This is a genomic window from Caballeronia fortuita, from assembly GCF_001544835.2.
In the GTDB taxonomy this organism is placed as follows: Bacteria; Pseudomonadota; Gammaproteobacteria; order Burkholderiales; family Burkholderiaceae; genus Caballeronia; species Caballeronia fortuita.
This window is the reverse complement of record NZ_FCNX02000007.1, coordinates 278,497-298,396: the sequence shown is the minus strand read 5'-3', so window position 1 is coordinate 298,396 and position 19,900 is coordinate 278,497. Positions and strand designations below refer to the sequence as shown.

Here is a 19,900-nt window from a genome sequence, read left to right as displayed (position 1 = left end):
CGCTCGGTTACAATATGCGCCTTCAGGCGCCTTTCTGCACGGGTTTGTCCTAAGCTCGACCCGTAGGGCGCCGTTCCTGTTTCCGCATCTCAAATCGCCCGCGCGGCGACACGGTTTATGCATATCCATATCCTCGGCATCTGCGGCACGTTCATGGGCGGACTCGCGGTCCTCGCGCGCGAGGCGGGCCACAAAGTCACCGGCTGCGACGCAGGCGTCTATCCGCCGATGAGCACGCAGCTCGAAGCGCAAGGCATCGAACTGATCGAAGGCTACGGCGTCGAGCAGCTCGCGCTCGAACCGGATCTTTTCGTCATCGGCAACGTGGTGTCGCGCGGCAACCCGCTGATGGAAGCCATTCTCGATCGCGGCCTGCCGTACACGTCCGGCCCGCAGTGGCTCGGCGAACACGTGCTCAACGGCAAATGGGTGCTCGCGGTGGCGGGCACGCACGGCAAGACGACGACGAGTTCCATGCTCGCGTGGCTGCTCGAAGACGCGGGCATGAATCCGGGCTTCCTGATCGGCGGCGTGCCGCTCAACTTCGGCATTTCGGCGCGGCTCACGGATTCGAGCTTTTTCGTTATCGAGGCCGACGAGTACGACACGGCGTTCTTCGACAAGCGTTCGAAGTTCGTCCACTACCGTCCACGCACGGCCGTACTCAACAATCTCGAATTTGATCACGCCGATATCTTCCCCGATCTCGCTGCCATCGAAACGCAATTTCATCATCTCGTGCGCACGGTGCCGGGCGTCGGGCGCATCGTCACGAACGGGCGCGATGCCGCGCTGGAGCGCGTGCTCACGCGCGGCTGCTGGTCGGGAGTCGAGCGCTTCGGCGTCGAGGGCGGCTGGCAGGCGTTGCCCGCCGAAGAGGGCGTAGCCGTCGACGAGCAGTTCGCCGTGTACTGGGAAGGCGAGCGTCAGGGCGTCGTCGACTGGCAGGTGCAGGGCGAGCACAATCGCATGAACGCGCTCGCGGCGATCGCGGCGGCGCGCTCGGTCGGTGTGCCGGCGGCGCAGTCGGTCAAGTCGCTCGCGGGCTTTCGCAACGTCAAGCGGCGCATGGAAGTAAAGGGCAGCGTCGACGGCGTCACGGTCTACGACGACTTCGCGCATCATCCAACCGCGATCGACACGACCGTCGCCGGACTGCGCACGCGTCTCGGCCAGTCCGAGACTTCGCGCATTCTGGCCGTGCTCGAACCGCGCTCCAACACGATGAAGCTTGGCACGATGAAAGCGCAACTGCCCGCGAGCCTCGCGGGCGCCGATCTCGTGTTCGGTTACGGCGCGCGCGAAGGCCGCGACAAGCTCGGCTGGAATCTGGCCGAGGCGCTGGCTCCGCTCGGCGACAAGGCGCGGGCGTTCAACGAAATCGAACCGCTGGTGAAGGCGGTCGTGGCGGTGGCGCGCCCCGGCGACCACGTGCTCGTGATGAGCAACGGCGGCTTCGGCGGCGTTCACCAGAAACTGCTCGACGCGCTATCGGCGCGTGGCGCAGGAGGACATTCGTGATTCTCTATCTGCACGGCTTTCGCTCGTCGCCCCAGTCGTTCAAGGCGCGTTTGATGCGCGCGCGCCTCGCGGAACTCGGGCGGCTCGGCGAATGGCAGTGCCCGTTGCTGCCGGTGTCGCCGTGCGATGCCGTCGCGCTGGCGGAATCGCTCGTCGCGGACGAGAAAGCGGACGACGTGACCGTCGTCGGCAGTTCGCTCGGCGGCTACTACGCAACGTATCTCGCGGAGAAGCACGGCTGGCGCGCCGTGTTGCTCAATCCGGCGGTCGTGCCGGATCGCGATCTGAGTCATTTCCTCGGCGAGCAGCCGCTGTGGCACGGCGGCGGCACGATCACCGTGCTGCCGCGCCATCTCGACGAGCTGCGTGCGCTTTCGGTCGCGTCGGTTACGCGGCCCGAGCGCTACTATCTGATCGCGGCGACCGGCGACGAAGTGCTCGATTACCGCACGATGCTCGACCATTATCCCGGCGTGCGAACCACGCTGATTCAGGGCGGCGATCATGCGATCAGCGACTTCTCGTCCTATCTCGCCGATGTCATCGCGTTTTGCGATCAGGCGCCGCCACCGTTGCGCGCGCCCGCAGCCGCCTGAGCCCAAACCTTCGCCGGTGCGCGAAAAGCGCGGCCCGGTCCACCGTTTTACGAGAGTATTGAGTGAACGTTTTCTTCGAGGAATCGGGTAGTTTCAAGGCCGGATCGGTGTTGTCGAAACAGGGCGACGCGTTCCAGGTCGAGTTGCCGGGCGGCCGGCGCGCGAAAGTGCGCGCGAAAGACGTGCTGATCGAATTCGAAAAGCCCGCCGCCGGCGATCTGATGCAGGAAGCCGACGCCATCGCGCAGGAGATCGATCTCGATTTCCTGTGGGAATGCGCGCCCGACGACGAATTTCCGTTCGCCGCACTCGGCGCGGACTATTTCGGCGACAAGTTCGGCCCTGCCGAACGCGCGGCGCTCGTCCTCAAGATGCACGGCGCGCCGGTCTATTTCCGGCGCAAGGGGCGCGGGCAGTATCAACGCGCGCCGCAGGAACAGTTGCAGATGGCGCTCGCGTCGCTCGAACGCAAACGTCAGCAGGCGCTCGTGCAGCAAGGCTACGAAGAGGAACTGAAGGCAGGCAGGCTGCCCGAGGCGCTCAAGGGCAAGGCCATCGGCCTGCTCACGAAGCCCGACAAGAATTCGATCGAATACAAGGCGCTCGAAGCGGCGGCCGCGGCGCGCGGCATCTCGCAGGCGCGGCTGATGCTCGAATGCGGCGGCATCGCGTCGCCGCGACAGTTGCATGAAGCGAAGTTTCTGTCCGAGTTCTTCCCGCACGGCATCGGTTTTCCGGCGGTGCAGCCGGCGCCGCTGCCGGAAGACTTGCCCGAGGCGCACGTCGAAGCCTTCTCCATCGACGACGTCACGACGACCGAAATCGACGATGCCTTCTCCGTCGAGCATCTCTCCGATGGCCGCGTGCGCGTCGGCATTCACATCGCGGCGCCGGCGCTCGGCATCACGCGCGGCGACACGGTCGATGCGATCGCGCGCGGCCGTTTGTCGACCGTGTACATGCCCGGCGACAAGATCACGATGCTGCCGGACGACGTCGTCGAAGTATTCACGCTCGGCGAAGGTGGGCTGCGCCCGGCGCTGTCGCTGTACATCATCGTGAATCGCGAGACGCAGGAGATCGTCGCCACCGAAACGCGCGCCGAACGCGTGTTCGTGAAGAGCAACTTGCGCCACAACCATCTCGATGAGTTCGTCACCGAGGAAACGCTCGCCGCCGGCACGGGCGACTATCCGCACAAGGAAGACATCGCGGTGCTCTGGCCGCTCGCGCAGGCGCTTTTCGAGAAGCGTCAGCAGGCGCGCGCGACCTATGGTCTGAAGCGCGAAGTGCAGCGCAACAACGATTTCAACTTCTACGTCGATGGCGAGCACATCACGATCACGCCGCGCCGCCGCGGTTCGCCGCTCGATCTGATCGTCGCGGAGCTTGCGATTCTCGCGAATTCGTCGTGGGGCGCGTTCCTCGACGATCACGGCGTGCCGGGCATCTATCGCTCGCAGCGCGGTTTCGGCGGTCCGGGCCCGAAGCGCACGCGCATGCAGACGACGCCCGCGCCGCACGAAGGCCTCGGCGTCGCGCAATATGCGTGGAGCACGTCGCCGCTGCGCCGTTACGTCGACCTCGTCAATCAATGGCAACTGCTCGCGTGCGTGCAGCATGGCGTGACGGCCAAGCTCGCCGCGCCGTTCAAGCCGAAGGACGCGGACCTCTTCGCCGTCGTGCAGGGTTTCGACGACACCTACACCGCATACGCGGATCATCAGCGCCGCATGGAATATTTCTGGTGCCTGCGCTGGCTCAAGCAGGAGAACAGGAAGCACGTTCCGGCGTCGGTCATTAAAGACGATCTCGTGCGGCTCGAAGAGATTCCGCTGATTCTGCATGTGCCAGGCCTTGGCGTGCATGCACGCGGGACGCGCGTAATGCTCGAAGTCGTATCGATCGATGAACTCACGGTCGAAGCGTCGTGCCGATTGCTCAACGTGATCGACGCGCCGTCCGCGAGCGCGCCGGCCGAGGAAGAGGAGACGGAAGAAGAGATCATCGAAACCACCGATCTTTCCGCCGAAAGCGAAGCGGAAGCGCAAGCCGAAGCCCCGCAGCCGGAAACGACCGGCGACGCGCAACCCTCTACCGAGCCGACCGGATCATGAGCCAGAAAGACCAGTACGCGGTGATCGGCAATCCGGTCGAGCACAGCAAGTCGCCGTGGATTCACGCGAAGTTCGCCGCGCAGACTGGCGAGCCGGTCGAATATGGGCGCATTCTCGGGCCGCTCGACGGCTTCGTGCGCGAGGTGAAGGCGTTCATCGCATCGGGCGGACTCGGCTTGAACGTCACCGTGCCGTTCAAGCTCGAGGCGCACGCGCTCGCGGATTCGCTGTCGCCGCGCGCGGCGGCGGCGGGCGCGGTGAACACGCTGGCGTTCGGACCCGATGGCGTGCGTGGCGACAACACTGACGGTGTCGGGCTCGTGCGCGACATCGAAGCGAATCTCGGCGTGAGCCTGAAGGGCGCGCGCATTTTGCTGCTGGGCGCGGGCGGCGCGGCGCGCGGCGTCGTGCTGCCGATCTTCGATCGCGCGCCGGCGGCGCTCACCATCGTCAACCGGACGGCGGCGAAGGCGCATCAGCTCGTGGATCAGTTCGCGCAGAACGCGGCCGATTGCGGCGTGCGCTTTTCGGGCGGCGGCGCGGACAGCATCGCAGGCGGACAGTACGACGTGATCGTCAACGCGACGGCAGGCAGCCTCGACGCCGCCTTGCCCGATTGCGACGACAGCGCGTTCGGCGCGGGCACGCTCGCCTACGACATGATGTACGGCGCGCAGCCGACCGTCTTCATGCAGCACGCAGCGAAGCTCGGCGCGCGCGCATCGGACGGACTCGGCATGCTGGTCGAGCAGGCGGCCGAATCGTTTTTCATCTGGCGCGGCGTGCGCCCGGACGGCGGCGCGGTGCTGCGCGAACTGCGCGCGACGCTCGCCGCGAAAGCCTGACATGACGACCGCGCCCGCCGGTAGCCGGGGCAACCGCGCGCCGCGCGTTCACAAAGCGGTGCGGCTCGGTCCGGCGCGCTGGATCGCGTACGGCATATCGGTGCTCGTCATCGCGTTCATCGCGACGCAGCTCTGGTTCTTCGCGCAGATCGGCGTGTGGACCGCCGTGAATCCCGGCCCGACCGCCTTCATGCGCGCCGACGCGTGGACGCTCGCGAAGACGCATCCGGGTATTTCGTTACAGCGCACCTGGGTTCCGTACGACCAGATTTCGCGCAATCTGAAGCGCGCGATCATCGCGTCCGAGGACGCCAACTTCGTCAACAACAACGGCTACGAAACCGACGCCATTCTCCAGGCGTGGGAAAAGAACAAGGCGCGCGGAAAGATCGTCGCGGGCGGTTCGACCATCTCGCAACAGCTCGCGCGCAACCTGTTCCTGTCGCGTGAAAAGAGCTACGTGCGCAAGGCGGAAGAACTCGTCATCACCTCGATGCTCGAGTTGTGGATGGATAAAGAACGCATCTTTGAGATCTATCTGAATTCAGTCGAATGGGGCAATGGCGTCTACGGCGCGGAAGCGGCGGCGCAGCATTACTTCAAGACCTCGGCGGCGAAGTTGACCGCTTGGCAGAGCGCGCGCCTCGCCGTGATGCTGCCGCGCCCGAAGTATTTCGACGACCATCGCAACTCGCCGTATCTGACGCAGCGCGCGGGCGTCATCGCGCGCCGGATGGGCGCGGCAGAACTGCCGCAATGAAATTTAGCTGGCGCACTTAAACGTCATAAAGCCCTGATTAGTCAGGGCTTTTTTGTTTTTGTGAAGCGGCCGGCTGTCAGGCTAACTCCCATTATGTGAGCATGACGATCACATATTGAATAAATCGGAGAGCCGGAACTACAATCCGGACCAAAGCCTGAACGGCACATGCGTGCGGCGGCCCGAGCAATCCGGCGCGCACGACCAAAACAATGGAGACACGTCATGCACTCGATCGCCTGTCCGCGCTCGCGGGCTCCATCGCACGATTGGCACGCTTCGCCAACGCACGCACTTGCGCGCGCCATCCGCCGCGCTTCGTGATCGACGAGAGCCTCGCCATGACCAAATTCGAGCATTCCGAAACCGACGCCGCGCATGCGCATGCGAGCGGCCCGCGCGCAAAGCACAACGGCGCGAGCGGCACGAAGCACGTGCCCGATCCCGATGCGATCGCGCTGCCGAGCGCGCTCGTCGACGTGACGCCGCAGCAGGCCGGCACGCAGACGCTCTTGCGCGGCCTCGCGATTCTCGAAGCCGCCGCGAACGGCGCGCGCGACCTGCGCGCGTTCGGCGCGGCGCTCGGCACCACGCGCAGCACGACGCACCGGCTCGTGAGTTCCCTCGTGCAGGCGCGCTATCTGCGCCAGGTTCAGGGCGGCTATCTGCTCGGGCCGAAGCTCATCGAACTCGGCACGATCGCGCTCGAACAGATGCCGCTCACGGCGGTCGCGCGTCCGCATCTGCAGGCGCTTGCCGAACATACGCACGACACGATTCACCTCGGCGTGCGCGACGGCGACGACGTTCTCTATATCGACAAGATTCCCGGCACGCGCGGGCTCGAGATGCGCTCGCGCGTCGGGCATCGCATGCCGCTCGCGTCGACGGGCATCGGCAAGGCGATGATGCTCGATCTCGAAGCGAACGCGTGGAAGAAGCTGCTCGAAGCATCGCATCGCGTGCTCGCGAAAACGAGCTTCAAGCCCGATAACCGTCCCGACTTCGACACCTTCCAGCAGCGCATGACGCGCTATTCGCAAGGCGGCTTCACCTTCGATCTCGAAGAGAACGAGGCGTCGATCCGCTGCGTTGCCGCGCCCGTGCGCGATGCGTCGGGCGCGATCGTCGCGGCGTTGTCGGTGGCGAGCACGATTCCTTATATGCCGCATGAACGCATGGAAGAACTGATCCCGGTGGTGCAGCGCGAAGCGCGCTCGATTTCCGAGGAACTCGGCTGGCGCGCGCCGCAAGCCGCCCGCAGGATCAAGCGATGAGCGCATCCGCCGCCACGCCCGCACTCGTCGCGCTCGACTGGGGCACGACGTCCCTGCGCGCCTATCTGCTCGCCGCCGACGGTGTCGCGCTCGACACGCGCGCATCGTCGGCGGGCATCATGAAACTGCCCGCGGGCGGCTTCGATCAGGCGTTCGAGGAAACCTGCGGCGCGTGGCTCGACGCCCACGCGAATCTGCCGGTGATTGCGGCGGGCATGGTCGGGAGTGCGCAGGGCTGGGTCGAAGCGCCGTACGTCGAAACGCCGGCGAACGCCGATGCGCTCGTCGCGGGCATCGTCCAAGTGAAGACGGCGCGCGGCCTCGCGGTGCACGTCGTGCCGGGCGTGCTGGAGCGCGGCGTGTTGCCCAACGTGATGCGCGGCGAGGAAACGCAGATCTTCGGCGCGCTCGCGAGCGAACCGTCGCTGGGCGCGGCGGGCGGCGCGCTGATCGGTCTGCCGGGCACGCACGCGAAATGGGCATTCGTCGCGGATGAGCGCATCGAGCGCTTCTACACTTTCATGACGGGCGAGACCTTCAGCGCGCTGCGCGATCACACGATTCTCGGCCGCACGATGCACCCCGCGCCGACGCACGACGAGCAGGCGTTCCTGCGTGGCGTCGATACCGCGCGCGATGCCGGTCATCCCGGCGTGCTCGCGACGATCTTCAGCACGCGCACGCTCGGCCTCACCGGTCAGTTGAGCGCGGAACAGCAATCGGATTATCTGTCGGGACTGTTGATCGGTCACGAACTGCGCGGCCTGAGCGAAGTCCTCGCACGCGAAAACGCCACGCTCGCGGGCAAGACGTTGCGGCTGATCGGCAACGACGCGCTCTGCGACCACTATCGCGCCGCGCTCGAGCGCTTCGGCTGCCACGACGCCGCCACGGTCGCGCACGCCACCGAGCAGGGTCTTTATGGAATCGCCGCGCTGGCCGGGCTCGTTGCGGCCAAGCGCGCGGCCTGACAAGGAGCGAAACGATGCAGCCTCCCATTACTCTGCCCGCGCCGTACGGCATGCACGCCGGTCTCGCGAAGGCGTTCGCCGCGTGTCCGCTGATCGCGATCCTGCGCGGCGTGACGCCGGCCGAAGCCGCCGATCATGGGCGCGCGCTGTACGAAGCGGGCTTTCGCATCGTCGAAGTGCCGCTGAATTCGCCGCAGCCGTTCGACAGCATCGCGGCGATCCGCCAGGCGCTGCCCGCCGATGCGATCGTCGGTGCGGGCACGGTGCTGCATCCGAGTTACGTCGACAGCGTGAAGGCCGCGGGCGGCGAACTCATCGTGATGCCGCACAGCGACGCCGATGTCGTGCGCGCCGCGAAAGCGCAAGGTCTCGCCTGCGCGCCGGGCGTCGCGACGCCGAACGAGGCGTTTCTCGCGCTGAAGAACGGCGCGGACGTGCTGAAGATGTTCCCCGCCGAACAACTGGGCCCGACGGTGACGAAAGCCTGGCGCGCGGTGATTGCGAAGGAAGTGCCGCTCGTGCCGGTCGGCGGTATCGCGCCGGACAACATGGCGCCGTTTCTGAGCGCGGGCGCGAACGGCTTCGGCCTCGGATCCGCGCTGTACAAGCCGGGTCAGGACGCGGACGTGACCGCGCGGCACGCGAAGGCGTTCATCGACGGACTGGCCGTTGCGCGAGGCGAAGCCAAATGAACCGCCTCGCCGGCAAGGTCGCGATGGTGACGGGCGCGGGACGCGGCATCGGCGCGGCGATCGCGCTCGCGTTCGCGGGCGAAGGCGCACGCGTCGCGCTCGCGGAACTCGATATCGACACGGCGCGTGCAACGGCGAAGCGTATCGCAGAGGAAACCGGCGCGAACGTGATCGCGGTCGAAACCGACGTGACGCGAAGCGCATCGGTGAAAGAGGCCGTCGCGCGCACCGAAGCCGAACTCGGCCCGCCCGACGTGCTCGTGAACAACGCCGGCATCAACGTATTCTGCGATCCGCTCACGATGACCGACGACGACTGGCGGCGCTGCTTCGCCGTCGATCTCGACGGCGTGTGGAACGGCTGCCGCGCGGTGCTGCCGGGCATGGTCGAACGCGGGCGCGGCAGCATCGTGAATATCGCGTCGACGCACAGCTTCAAGATCATTCCGGGCTGCTTTCCGTATCCGGTGGCGAAGCATGGCGTGATCGGCCTCACGCGCGCGCTCGGTATCGAATACGCGCCGAACAACGTGCGCGTGAACGCGATCGCGCCGGGTTACATCGAAACGCAACTGACGCTCGACTGGTGGAATTCGCAAGCCGATCCGAAGGCCGCGCGGCAGGCGACGCTCGATCTTCAGCCGATGAAACGGATCGGCGAGCCGCGCGAAGTCGCGATGACGGCGGTTTTCCTCGCATCGGACGAGGCGCCGTTCATCAACGCGAGCTGCATCACGGTCGATGGCGGGCGCTCCGCGCTCTACCACGACTGAACAAGGAACCACCGAAAGAATGACGCACTGGCCGCTGTGCGCCATCGACCAACAAGAAAGCGGCCACACACCTTCGTAGCGCCCGCGCGCGGGCAATTTTCGACATCGGAAAAAGTCGGGAGACAAAAAATGAAACGCAGACTGTTCCTCACGCTGATCGCCGCCGCCACGGCAACGAGCGCGTCCATGATCGCGGCACCGGTCGCGCAGGCCGCCGACGAGGTCAAGATCGGCTTCCTCGTGAAGCAGCCCGAAGAGCCGTGGTTCCAGGACGAATGGAAGTTCGCCGAAATGGCCGCGAAAGAAAAGGGTTTCACGCTCGTGAAGATCGGCGCGCCGTCGGGTGAAAAGGTGATGAGCGCGATCGACAATCTCGCCGCGCAAAAGGCGCAGGGCTTCATCATCTGCACGCCGGACGTGAAGCTCGGACCGGGCATCGTCGCGAAGGCGAAGGCCGACAAGCTCAAGATGATGACTGTCGATGACCGTCTCGTCGACGGTTCGGGCAAGCCGATCGAAGCCGTGCCGCACATGGGCATCTCGGCGTACAACATCGGCAAGCAGGTGGGCGACGGCATCGCCGCCGAAATCAAGAAGCGCGGCTGGGACATGAAGGATGTCGGCGCGATCGACGTGACTTACGAGCAGTTGCCGACCGCGCACGACCGCACGTCCGGCGCGACCGACGCGCTCGTCGCCGCCGGTTTCCCGAAGTCGAACATCGTCGCCGCGCCGCAGGCGAAGACCGACACGGAAAACGCGTTCAACGCGGCGAACATCGCGCTCACGAAGAATCCGCAATACAAGCACTGGGTCGCCTACGGCCTGAACGACGAAGCCGTGCTCGGCGCGGTGCGCGCAGCGGAAGGCCGCGGTTTCAAGGCGGACAACATGATCGGCATCGGCATCGGCGGATCGGACTCGGCGCTGAACGAGTTCAAGAAGCCGAACCCGACGGGCTTCTACGGCACCGTGATCATCAGCCCGAAGCGCCACGGCGAAGAGACGTCCGAGTTGATGTACGCGTGGATCAAGGACGGCAAGGCGCCGCCGCCGCTCACGCTCACGACCGGCATGCTGGCCACGCGTGAAAACGTCGCGTCGGTACGTCAGCAGATGGGTCTGGCATCGAACTAAAGTGCAATGGCGGGCCGTTTTCGATGAAGCGGCCCGCTGAAGAACAGGAGGCGATGTGTCAGCGACGCTGCGTTTTGACAATATCGGCAAGGTGTTTCCAGGCGTGCGCGCGCTCGACGGCGTGTCGTTCGACGTCAACGCCGGCGAAGTTCACGGTTTGATGGGCGAGAACGGCGCGGGCAAATCGACCTTGCTCAAGATTCTCGGCGGCGAGTATCAGCCCGATTCGGGGCGCGTGCTCATCGACGACAGGGAAGTGCATTTTGCGAGCGCGGCGGCATCGATTGCCGCGGGCATCGCGGTGATTCATCAGGAATTGCAGTACGTGCCGGACCTGACCGTGTCCGAGAACCTGCTGCTCGGCGCGCTGCCGAACCGGCTCGGCTGGGTCGACAAGCGCGCGGCGAAGGCGCACGTGCGCGAGCGGCTCACGGCAATGGGCGTCGATCTCGATCCGAACGCGAAGTTGCGCAAGCTCTCGATCGCGCAGCGGCAGATGGTAGAAATCTGCAAGGCGCTGCTGCGCAACGCGCGCGTGATCGCGCTGGACGAGCCGACGTCGTCGCTGTCGCATCGCGAGACGGAAGTGCTGTTCAAGCTCGTGCGCGATCTGAAGGCGGACAACCGTGCGCTGATCTACATCTCGCATCGCATGGACGAGATTTACGAGCTTTGCGACGCGTGCACGATTTTCCGCGATGGCCGCAAGATCGCGTCCCATCTCGCGCTGGCCGACGTGCCGCGCGACACGCTTGTGCAGGAAATGGTCGGGCGCGAGATCAGCGACATCTACAACTATCGCGCGCGGCCGTTGGGCGAAACGCGATTCTCGGTCAAGAACCTTCAGGGCGATGCGTTGAGCGCGCCCGCGAGCTTCGATGTGAAGCGCGGGGAGATCGTCGGCTTCTTCGGTCTCGTCGGCGCGGGGCGCAGCGAGCTGATGCATCTCGTCTACGGCGCGGACAAGAAGAAGGACGGCGACATCACGCTCGACGGCAAGCCGATCAAGGTGCGCAGCACCGGCGAAGCGATTCGCCACGGCATCGTGCTGTGTCCGGAGGATCGCAAGGAAGAGGGCATCGTCGCGATGGCGACGGTCGCGGAGAACATCAATATTTCGTGCCGGCGTCACTATCTGCGCGGCGGGCTCTTTCTGGATCGCAAGAAGGAGGCGCAGACGGCCGAGCGCTTCATCCAGTTGCTGAAGATCAAGACGCCGAGCCGCAAGCAGCGCATCCGGTTTCTGTCGGGCGGCAATCAGCAGAAGGCGATTCTGTCGCGCTGGCTCGCGGAGCCGGATCTGAAGGTCGTGATTCTCGACGAGCCGACGCGCGGCATCGACGTGGGCGCGAAGCACGAGATTTACAACGTGATCTATCAGCTTGCCGAGCGCGGCTGCGCGATCGTGATGATTTCGTCGGAACTGCCGGAAGTGCTGGGCGTGTCGGATCGCATCGTCGTGATGCGGCAGGGACGGATCGCGGGCGAATTGCCGCGTGGACAGGCGAATGAACAATCAGTGTTGAGTCTTGCGCTGCCGCAGGCGGACACCACGGCGAAGGCAGCGTAAAGAGGAGCGAAACATGGAAGCTAGAGAAAACATCGTGGGTCAGGCGACGGAAACGGTGGCGAACGCGCTGATCCCGCAAAAGAACGACAAGCAGAAGTGGTGGCAGCAGATCACGGAGTACAGCCTGATCGTGATTTTCGTCGTGATGTTCGTGACGATGTCGCTGACCGTCGATCACTTCTTCTCGATCGAGAACATGCTGGGGCTGGCGCTGTCGATTTCGCAGATCGGCATGGTCGCGTGCACGATGATGTTCTGCCTCGCATCGCGCGACTTCGATCTTTCGGTCGGATCGACGATCGCGTTCGCGGGCGTGTTATGCGCGATGGTCCTGAATGCAACGGACAACACGTTCATCGCGATCATCGCGGCGGTTGCCGCTGGCGCTGTGATCGGCTTCGTGAACGGCGCGGTGATCGCTTATCTGCGCATCAATGCGCTGATCACGACGCTGGCGACGATGGAAATCGTGCGCGGGCTTGGCTTCATCGTGTCGCACGGGCAGGCGGTGGGTGTGTCGTCGGATACGTTCATCGCGCTCGGCAGTTTGTCGATGATCGGGATCTCCCTGCCTATCTGGGTCACGCTTGCGTGCTTCATCGTTTTTGGCGTATTGCTGAACCAGACGGTGTATGGGCGCAATACATTGGCGATCGGCGGCAATCCCGAGGCTTCGCGGCTTGCGGGGATCAATGTCGAGCGCACGCGTGTGTGGATCTTTTTGATTCAGGGCGCTGTGACGGCGCTGGCGGGTGTCATTCTCGCTTCGCGGATTACTTCGGGGCAGCCGAATGCTGCTCAAGGGTTCGAGCTCAATGTGATCTCGGCGTGTGTGCTTGGGGGTGTTTCGCTGCTCGGCGGGCGCGCGACGATTTCTGGTGTCGTGATCGGGGTGCTCATTATGGGTACTGTCGAGAACGTCATGAATCTTTTGAATATCGATGCGTTTTATCAGTACCTCGTGAGAGGGGCTATTTTGCTGGCGGCTGTGTTGCTCGATCAGTTGAAGAATCGTGGGGCGCGGGATTGAGGGTTTGACGTTGATTTTTGGTGATCCCGTGTTGGCGTTGGTCTATTAGCGTTGCCCCTGTGCGGGGCGGCACCTACTTTCTTTGCTGCTGCAAAGAAAGTAGGCAAAGAAAGCAGCTACTGATACGCCCGCGGTCACACGCAGTTTGGGTAGTCCTCTCGTCCGAGGCGGCACTCGCCTAACGTGTGTCATCGTAGGCCCAACCGGGCGTGGATCGCGCACGGTCTGACACATCGCACCACGTAACGAACTGGTTCAGCACGAAAGAGCATCGGCACTGCGCTACGCGCTGCCGTCGGGTATGCGAGGGAAACCGTCGGGACGCGAACGTTCGCGCACGATCAACCCATCGGCCGCGTAGCGGGCCGGAGCTATTTGGTGCTGAACCAATGAGCCGCGCGGCGCGATGTGACAGACCGTGCGCGAGCCAAGCCCGATTGGGATTGTGAGGGCACTCTTTAGGCGAGTGCCACCTTGGACGAGAGGACTACCCAAACTGCGTGTGACCGCGGGCCTGAAAAGCTGCTTTCTTTGCCTACTTTCTTTGCAGCGGCAAAGAAAGTAGGTGCCGCCCCGCACAGGGGCAGAGCAAATAGACCAACGAGAAAACGGGATCCGGCGAAGACCTGAAGCAAACGACAAGAGAGACAACCCAAATGACAACCATCGAAAAGACGCTAGCAAAATACCCCAGCCTGGAAGGCAAAACGGTGCTGATAACCGGCGGCGCCACCGGCATAGGCGCAGGCTTCGTCGAACACTTCTTCGACCAGAACGCAAAGGTCGCCTTCTTCGACATCGACACCGACGCCGGCGAAGCCCTCGCCGACCGCTTGGGCGCTGCATTGCAGCAAGGCCAGACCCGCCCGATGTTCCTGAACGTCGACCTCACCGACATCGACGCGCTGCGCAAAGGCATCGCCGACGTAAGAGCCGCGCTCGGACCCATCGGCGTGCTCGTCAACAACGCCGCCAACGACAAACGCCACGCGATCGAAGACGTCACGCCCGAATCCTACGATGCCGGCATCGCGGTCAACATCCGCCATCAGTTCTTCGCCGCGCAAGCCGTCATCGACGACATGAAGCGCGCAGGCGGCGGCTCCATCATCAATCTCGGCTCGATCAGCTGGATGCTCAAGCAAGGCAACTTCCCCGTCTACACGACGTCGAAATCGGCAGTGCAAGGCATGACGCGCGGTCTCGCGCGCGATCTCGGCAAGTTCAACATCCGCGTGAATACGCTCGTTCCAGGCTGGGTGATGACCGAAAAGCAGAAGCGCCTCTGGCTCGATGAAGCCGGCAAGGAAGCAATCAAGCAAGGCCAGTGCATCGGCGGCGAACTGCTGCCCGCGCATCTCGCGCGCGCGGCGCTCTTTCTCGCATCGGACGACAGCGCGATGATCACCGCGCAAGACATCGTCGTCGACGGAGGATGGGCATGAAGGCTCGACTTCTCGTCGACAGCCAGTGCACGCTCGGCGAAGGCGCGACGTGGTGCGCCGCGAGCGGCCGCTTCTGGTGGACCGACATCGAAGGCAGTACGCTCTGGCGCTACGATCCGCGCGACCATTCCAGCGAATCGTTCGCGATGCCCGAACGCCTCGCCTGCTTCACGCCATGCGCCGATGCGCGTTTCCTGCTGCTCGGCCTTGCGTCGCGGCTCGCGTTCTACGAGATCGCGACGGGCGAAATCGAAACCATCATGGAAGTCGAAGCCGATCTGCCGACGCGCCTCAACGATGGCCGTTGCGATCGCGAAGGACGCTTCGTGTTCGGCACGAAACACGATGTCGACGATGCGCAGCCGGTCGGCGCGTTCTATCGGCTGAACGCGGATTTGTCGCTGGAACGGCTGCCGCTCGGAGACTGCGCGATCTCGAACAGCATCGGCTTCTCGCCCGACGGCGCGACGATGTACTACTGCGATTCTCCGACGCGCCAGATTCGCGCATGCGACTATCCGAGCTTCGATAACGACCGCGTGTTCGTCGAGTTGACGGACGCGAGCGGCGTGCCCGACGGCTCGATCGTCGATGCGGACGGCGGCCTGTGGAACGCGCAGTGGGGCGGCGCGCGCGTCGTGCGCTACGGACGCGATGGCCGCGAGACCGCGCGCATCGACGTGCCGACCGCGCAGCCGAGTTGCGCAGCATTCGGCGGCGCGGATTTCGGCACGCTGTATGTGACGAGCGCGCGGATCGGCCTCGGCGAAACCGACGCGCACGCCGGCGGCGTGTTCGTCGCGACGCCCGGCGCGCGCGGCATCGCGGAAGCCGTATTCGCGGGCAAGGCGTAACGAGAAAAAAGCGAGGCGGCGCGCAATCGACGCGCCGCCCGGCACGCCCCGGCCACGCCGGGTTTTCGCCTCTCGATGGAGCACGAGTCATGACTGTTGCGCGCACAGAGCAAAGACCGAAGCCTGCATCGACGTCCAAGGCGCAGGCGAACGCGAACGCACGCCGCTCGCGGCTGGCCGCCGCCACCGAACCGCCGGTCCGCCCCGGCCCGAGCACCGCCGTCGTCGCGATGGGCGGCCGCGATACCGAAGGTTGCATCACGCTCGCCAACGCGCATCTGCGGCTCGAACTCGCCCCGTCGCTCGGCGGCGGCATCACGCGCTTCGACTGGCGTCACGAAGGCACACTCGTGCCGATCTTCCGGCCGTGCGTCGAACCGGGACCGGACACCGATCCGAACCAGCTCGCGTGCTATCCGCTCTTGCCGTACTCGAACCGCATCGGCAACGGGCATTTTCAGTTTTCGGGGCGTTCGATCGACGTGCCCTGCAATCGCGCGGGCGAACCGCTGCCGCTGCATGGCGACGGCTGGCTGGGCGCGTGGGAAGTCGCGGAGGAAACACCGGCGTTCGTGCGACTCACGCTCGATCGCAGCGACGGCAAGCCGTACGCGTTTCGCGCCGCGCAGACTTACGCGCTCGAAGAAGCGACGCTCGTTGTCACGCTCGATGTCGAAAATACCGGCGACGACGCTCTGCCGTTCGGGCTCGGGCTGCATCCTTTCCTGATGCGCGAGGCGGACACGGAGTTGTCGGCGGCGGCGGGCGGCGTGTGGCTCTGCGGCGACGACTGGCTGCCGGTGCGCCACGTGCCGGCGCCGCCCGCGTGGCAATTCGGCGTCGCCTATCCGATGCCGTCGGAGATGGTCAACAACGCGTTCACCGGATGGAGCGGCCGCACGAGCGTGCTCTGGCCGCAGCGGCGCCTGTCGCTCACGATCGCCGCCGACACCGATTACTATGTGCTCTACGCGCCGCCCGGCGAGAGCTTCTTCTGCTTCGAGCCGGTCGATCACCCGATCAACGCGGTGAATCTGCCCGGCGGCGGCGAAGCGAACGGCATGACCGTGCTCGAACCGGGCGAACGGCTGTCGCGCGAATTCCGCTTCACGGTCGAGCGCACCGGCGAAGCGACGCGGCGTGGCAGGCCGCGCACGCGGGCAGGCGCGAAGGCGCGCGCACGCGACGCATCGCGCTGATCCGCGTTGACTTCACGCTGATGCCACGCCGGAACGCGATGCCGCGCACGTTAAAATGCGTGGCATCGACGTTCAACGAAATCCCGCCATGTCCTTCATTCAAACGCTCAACGACGCGTGGTCGCGCACGCAATCGCTGCTGTGCGTCGGCCTCGATCCCGAGCCGGCCAAGTTTCCCGCCGCGCTCAACGGCCGGCCCGACGCGATCTTCGAATTCTGCAAGACCATTGTCGATGCGACCGCGCCGTATGCGTCGTCGTTCAAGCCGCAGATCGCGTATTTTGCGGCGCATCGCGCGGAAGACCAGCTCGAAGCGCTGATCGCGCATATCCACGAGAAACACGCCGGCATTCCGGTGATTCTGGATGCGAAGCGCGGCGATATCGGCAGCACGGCGGAGCAATACGCGAAGGAAGCGTTCGAGCGCTACAAGGCCGATGCCGTCACGGTCAATCCGTACATGGGCTTCGATTCGATCGAGCCGTATCTCGCGCACGAAGGCAAGGGCGTGATCGTGTTGTGCCGCACGTCGAACGCGGGCGGCTCGGATCTGCAATTCCTCTCGACGTCCGACGGCAAGCCGCTGTATCAGGTCGTCGCGCAACTCGCGGCGCAGAAGTGGAACGACAACGGCCAGCTCGGGCTCGTCGTCGGCGCGACGTTTCCGAAGGAAATCGAAACGGTGCGGGGAATCGTCGGCGATATGCCATTGCTGATTCCGGGCATCGGCGCACAGGGCGGCGATGTCGAAGCGACCGTGCGCGCGGGCCGCACCGCGAACGGCGCGGGCATGCTGATCAATTCGTCGCGCGCGATCATCTACGCGGGCAAGGGCGACGACTACGCGCAAGCCGCCGCCGAAGCGGCGAAGAAGACGCGCGACACCATCAATCAGTATCGGTGATCCGGACGCGCGCGCTCACCGCTCGCGCTGATCCAGAAACTCCAGCAGCTTGCGCAACGCATGGGCGGCGGCCTGCGTTCTCACCTGTTCGCGGTCGCCCTTGAAATGCTGCGTCTCGATCTGCGTATGCAGACGATTGCTCCATCCGAAGCACACGGTGCCGACCGGCTTCGCCTCGCTGCCGCCCGCCGGTCCGGCAACACCCGTGATCGACACGGACACCTGCGCGCGGCTATTGCGCAGCGCGCCTTCGGCCATCGCTTTCGCGACGGGCTCGCTCACCGCGCCGTGCTGCTCGATCAGCGTCGCGGGCACGCCGATCATCTCGATCTTCGCAAGATTCGAATACGTGACGAAGCCGCGCTCGAACCACGCGCTGCTGCCGGAAATGTCTGTGATGGCGGTCGCGACCATGCCGCCCGTGCACGACTCGGCGGTGGCGAGCGTCAGCCGTTCGTCGCGCAGCTTGTTGCCGGCGCGAATCGCGAGTTGGTGAACGACGGTGTCGGTTGCCATGACGATGTTCTCGGTGGATGGATGAAAATCAGACGGTCATGCGCCAGAGCGCGATCACGAGCAGCGCGAAGAATGCCGCGACGAGATCATCGAACATGATGCCGAAGCCGCCTTTCAGACGGCGATCGAAATAACGGATCGGCGGCGGCTTCACCATGTCGAAGAAGCGAAACACGATGAACGCCCACAACTGGCCGGTGAAGGTTGCAGGCGTGACGAGCAGCAGCACGAGCCAGAACGCGACGATTTCATCCCACACGACCGGCGACGGATCCTCGGTGCCCATCTTCTTCGCGGTGAAGCCCGTGAACCAGCATCCGGCGATGAAGCCCGCGACGATCAGCGCGCCCCATTCCGCGACCGTCAGGTGCGGATTGAACACGACGAACGACACCCACGCGAAGAGCGTGCCGACCGTGCCCGGCGCGATGGGCGAAAGCCCGCTGCCGAAGCCGAGCGAAAGAATATGAAGCGGATGGTCGAGCATGAAGCGCGCGCTCGCCTTGCGCGGCTTGCTGCGCGGCGCGTTCGGGTCGCCCGCTAGCGTGGGGTCAGTCTGCATGGAAATGATCGAAGCCTTGCAACGTCAGGGAGAGCAGTGCGCCCGAAGCATCGCGCCAGGCGATTCCAGGCGCACCGGATGATTCGATTGTACCGATGCGCGTCAGCGGCACCTGCACGCGCATCGCGATATTCGCTAGCGCGTCGCGGGAAGCGGCGGGCGCGGTGAAGCACAGTTCATAGTCGTCTCCACCCGCGAGCGTGCATTGGCGGCGCGCCGCGTCGGGCAGCGCGCGCACGGCGTCCGAGCACGGCACGGCATCGGCGTCGACGATGGCGCGCACGCCCGATCGTTTCAGGATGTGCATGAGATCGCCGGCGAGGCCATCGGAGATATCGAGCGCCGCGTGCGCGACGCCGCGCAGCGCCAGGCCGAGCGCGACGCGCGGCTCGGGCCGCTCCAGCGCGCGCTGCCAGCCGGCACCTCGCGGCACGCGCCATTCGCCGCGAATCGCGCCGAGGCCCGCGCGCGCATCGCCCAGCGTGCCGGACACGTAGATGTCGTCGCCGGGCCGCGCGGCGTCGCGACGCAATGCCGCACCGTGCGGCACGTCCCCGAACACCGTGATGCAGATGTTGAGCGGGCCGCTCGTCGTATCGCCGCCGACGAGCGCGCAGTCATATCGCTCTGCAAGCGCGAAGAGGCCGTCGCTGAACGCTTCGAGCCACGCTTCGTCGGCGCGCGGCAACGCGAGCGCGAGCGTGAACGCGTGCGGCGCGGCGCCCATCGCGGCGAGATCGGACAGGTTCACCGCGAGCGCCTTGTGGCCGAGCGCGTTCGGATCGACATCGGCGAAGAAGTGGCGGCCTTCGACCAGCATGTCCGTCGAAATGGCAAGCTGGTGACCGGCGGGCGGCGCAATGAGCGCGCAGTCGTCACCGATGCCGAGCGGCGTCGCGGCCTCGTCCTGATGACGGGGCGAGGGCGCCGTCGCGCGGCGGGCAAAGAAGCGGTCGATCAGGGAAAACTCGGAAAGCATCGTCGGCGATTGAGGTTGGATTGTTGCAATGCACGATGAGAACGCAGCGCGCGCAAACCCGCGCCATATCTCGATAAAACTCGGCCGATGCCCGCGAACGCTTGCCGGACGGCCCGATCAGACGTGTTCCAGTCACGGCACTTGTAGCCGAA

General features: G+C 65.1%; 19 protein-coding genes. 16 read left to right on the top strand and 3 right to left on the bottom strand.

From position 1 onward, the window contains the following. Positions 1-117 precede the first annotated feature (117 nt). The 16 genes from mpl (at position 118) to pyrF (ending at position 17,691) form a co-directional block, all read left to right on the top strand. A complete protein-coding gene (mpl, locus tag AWB77_RS15865; RefSeq protein WP_061135397.1) occupies positions 118-1,521 on the top strand; it encodes a UDP-N-acetylmuramate:L-alanyl-gamma-D-glutamyl-meso-diaminopimelate ligase in 1,404 nt (467 codons plus the stop codon). After that, positions 1,518-2,117 carry a YqiA/YcfP family alpha/beta fold hydrolase gene (locus AWB77_RS15860; RefSeq protein ID WP_061135396.1) on the top strand — a complete coding sequence of 200 codons (600 nt, stop codon included), beginning with the start codon at positions 1,518-1,520 and terminating at the stop codon, positions 2,115-2,117. Before mpl ends, AWB77_RS15860 begins: the two co-directional genes overlap by 4 nt. Before the next feature lie 62 nt (positions 2,118-2,179). After that, entirely contained in the window at positions 2,180-4,234 is a 2,055-nt protein-coding gene (locus tag AWB77_RS15855; RefSeq protein ID WP_061135395.1) for a ribonuclease catalytic domain-containing protein, read from the top strand. Then, positions 4,231-5,079 (top strand): shikimate dehydrogenase, encoded by an 849-nt coding sequence (aroE, locus tag AWB77_RS15850; protein WP_061135394.1) that lies wholly within the window; start codon positions 4,231-4,233, stop codon positions 5,077-5,079. Before AWB77_RS15855 ends, aroE begins: the two co-directional genes overlap by 4 nt. Position 5,080: 1 nt before the next feature. Then, entirely contained in the window at positions 5,081-5,839 is a 759-nt protein-coding gene (gene mtgA / locus AWB77_RS15845; protein ID WP_061135393.1) for a monofunctional biosynthetic peptidoglycan transglycosylase, read from the top strand. 341 nt (positions 5,840-6,180) lie between these two features. Further along, a complete protein-coding gene (locus tag AWB77_RS15840; RefSeq protein WP_061135469.1) occupies positions 6,181-7,116 on the top strand; it encodes an IclR family transcriptional regulator in 936 nt (311 codons plus the stop codon). Further along, positions 7,113-8,087: a 2-dehydro-3-deoxygalactonokinase gene (locus AWB77_RS15835; RefSeq protein ID WP_061135392.1), complete on the top strand. Its 975-nt coding sequence runs from the start codon at positions 7,113-7,115 to the stop codon at positions 8,085-8,087. The genes AWB77_RS15840 and AWB77_RS15835 overlap by 4 nt, the downstream gene beginning before the upstream one ends. Before the next feature lie 14 nt (positions 8,088-8,101). Further along, entirely contained in the window at positions 8,102-8,779 is a 678-nt protein-coding gene (locus AWB77_RS15830; protein ID WP_061135391.1) for a 2-dehydro-3-deoxy-6-phosphogalactonate aldolase, read from the top strand. Further along, positions 8,776-9,552: an SDR family oxidoreductase gene (locus AWB77_RS15825; protein ID WP_061135390.1), complete on the top strand. Its 777-nt coding sequence runs from the start codon at positions 8,776-8,778 to the stop codon at positions 9,550-9,552. The genes AWB77_RS15830 and AWB77_RS15825 overlap by 4 nt, the downstream gene beginning before the upstream one ends. Positions 9,553-9,681: 129 nt before the next feature. Further along, positions 9,682-10,689: an arabinose ABC transporter substrate-binding protein gene (locus AWB77_RS15820; protein WP_061135389.1), complete on the top strand. Its 1,008-nt coding sequence runs from the start codon at positions 9,682-9,684 to the stop codon at positions 10,687-10,689. A 55-nt stretch (positions 10,690-10,744) separates the two neighbouring features. Then, positions 10,745-12,259, top strand: coding sequence for an L-arabinose ABC transporter ATP-binding protein AraG (gene araG / locus AWB77_RS15815; RefSeq protein WP_061135388.1), 1,515 nt, complete (start codon positions 10,745-10,747; stop codon positions 12,257-12,259). Positions 12,260-12,272: 13 nt separating this feature from the next. Continuing rightward, positions 12,273-13,289 (top strand): L-arabinose ABC transporter permease AraH, encoded by a 1,017-nt coding sequence (araH, locus tag AWB77_RS15810; RefSeq protein ID WP_061135387.1) that lies wholly within the window; start codon positions 12,273-12,275, stop codon positions 13,287-13,289. Between the two features lie 656 nt (positions 13,290-13,945). Then, on the top strand, positions 13,946-14,734 hold the full coding sequence (locus AWB77_RS15805; protein WP_061135386.1) for an SDR family NAD(P)-dependent oxidoreductase: 789 nt from the start codon (positions 13,946-13,948) through the stop codon (positions 14,732-14,734). After that, positions 14,731-15,588, top strand: a complete 858-nt coding sequence (locus AWB77_RS15800) for an SMP-30/gluconolactonase/LRE family protein (protein WP_374728696.1) — start codon at positions 14,731-14,733, stop codon at positions 15,586-15,588. Before AWB77_RS15805 ends, AWB77_RS15800 begins: the two co-directional genes overlap by 4 nt. An 89-nt stretch (positions 15,589-15,677) precedes the next feature. Continuing rightward, positions 15,678-16,787, top strand: a complete 1,110-nt coding sequence (locus AWB77_RS15795; protein ID WP_061135384.1) for an aldose 1-epimerase — start codon at positions 15,678-15,680, stop codon at positions 16,785-16,787. An 88-nt stretch (positions 16,788-16,875) separates the two neighbouring features. Then, complete coding sequence (pyrF, locus tag AWB77_RS15790; RefSeq protein WP_061135383.1) at positions 16,876-17,691, top strand: orotidine-5'-phosphate decarboxylase; 816 nt, start codon at positions 16,876-16,878, stop codon at positions 17,689-17,691. Between the two features lie 15 nt (positions 17,692-17,706). On the opposite strand, the gene AWB77_RS15785 is transcribed toward pyrF, so the two are convergent. Genes AWB77_RS15785 through thiL form a run of 3 tightly spaced genes read right to left on the bottom strand, consistent with a single transcriptional unit; the run spans position 17,707 to position 19,748 of the window. Next, entirely contained in the window at positions 17,707-18,207 is a 501-nt protein-coding gene (locus AWB77_RS15785; RefSeq protein WP_061135382.1) for a CinA family protein, read from the bottom strand. Positions 18,208-18,235: 28 nt separating this feature from the next. After that, a complete protein-coding gene (locus AWB77_RS15780) occupies positions 18,236-18,769 on the bottom strand; it encodes a phosphatidylglycerophosphatase A family protein (RefSeq protein ID WP_208601522.1) in 534 nt (177 codons plus the stop codon). Continuing rightward, positions 18,759-19,748: a thiamine-phosphate kinase gene (gene thiL, locus AWB77_RS15775; protein WP_061135381.1), complete on the bottom strand. Its 990-nt coding sequence runs from the start codon at positions 19,746-19,748 to the stop codon at positions 18,759-18,761. The genes AWB77_RS15780 and thiL overlap by 11 nt, the downstream gene beginning before the upstream one ends. Between the last annotated feature and the right edge of the window lie 152 nt (positions 19,749-19,900).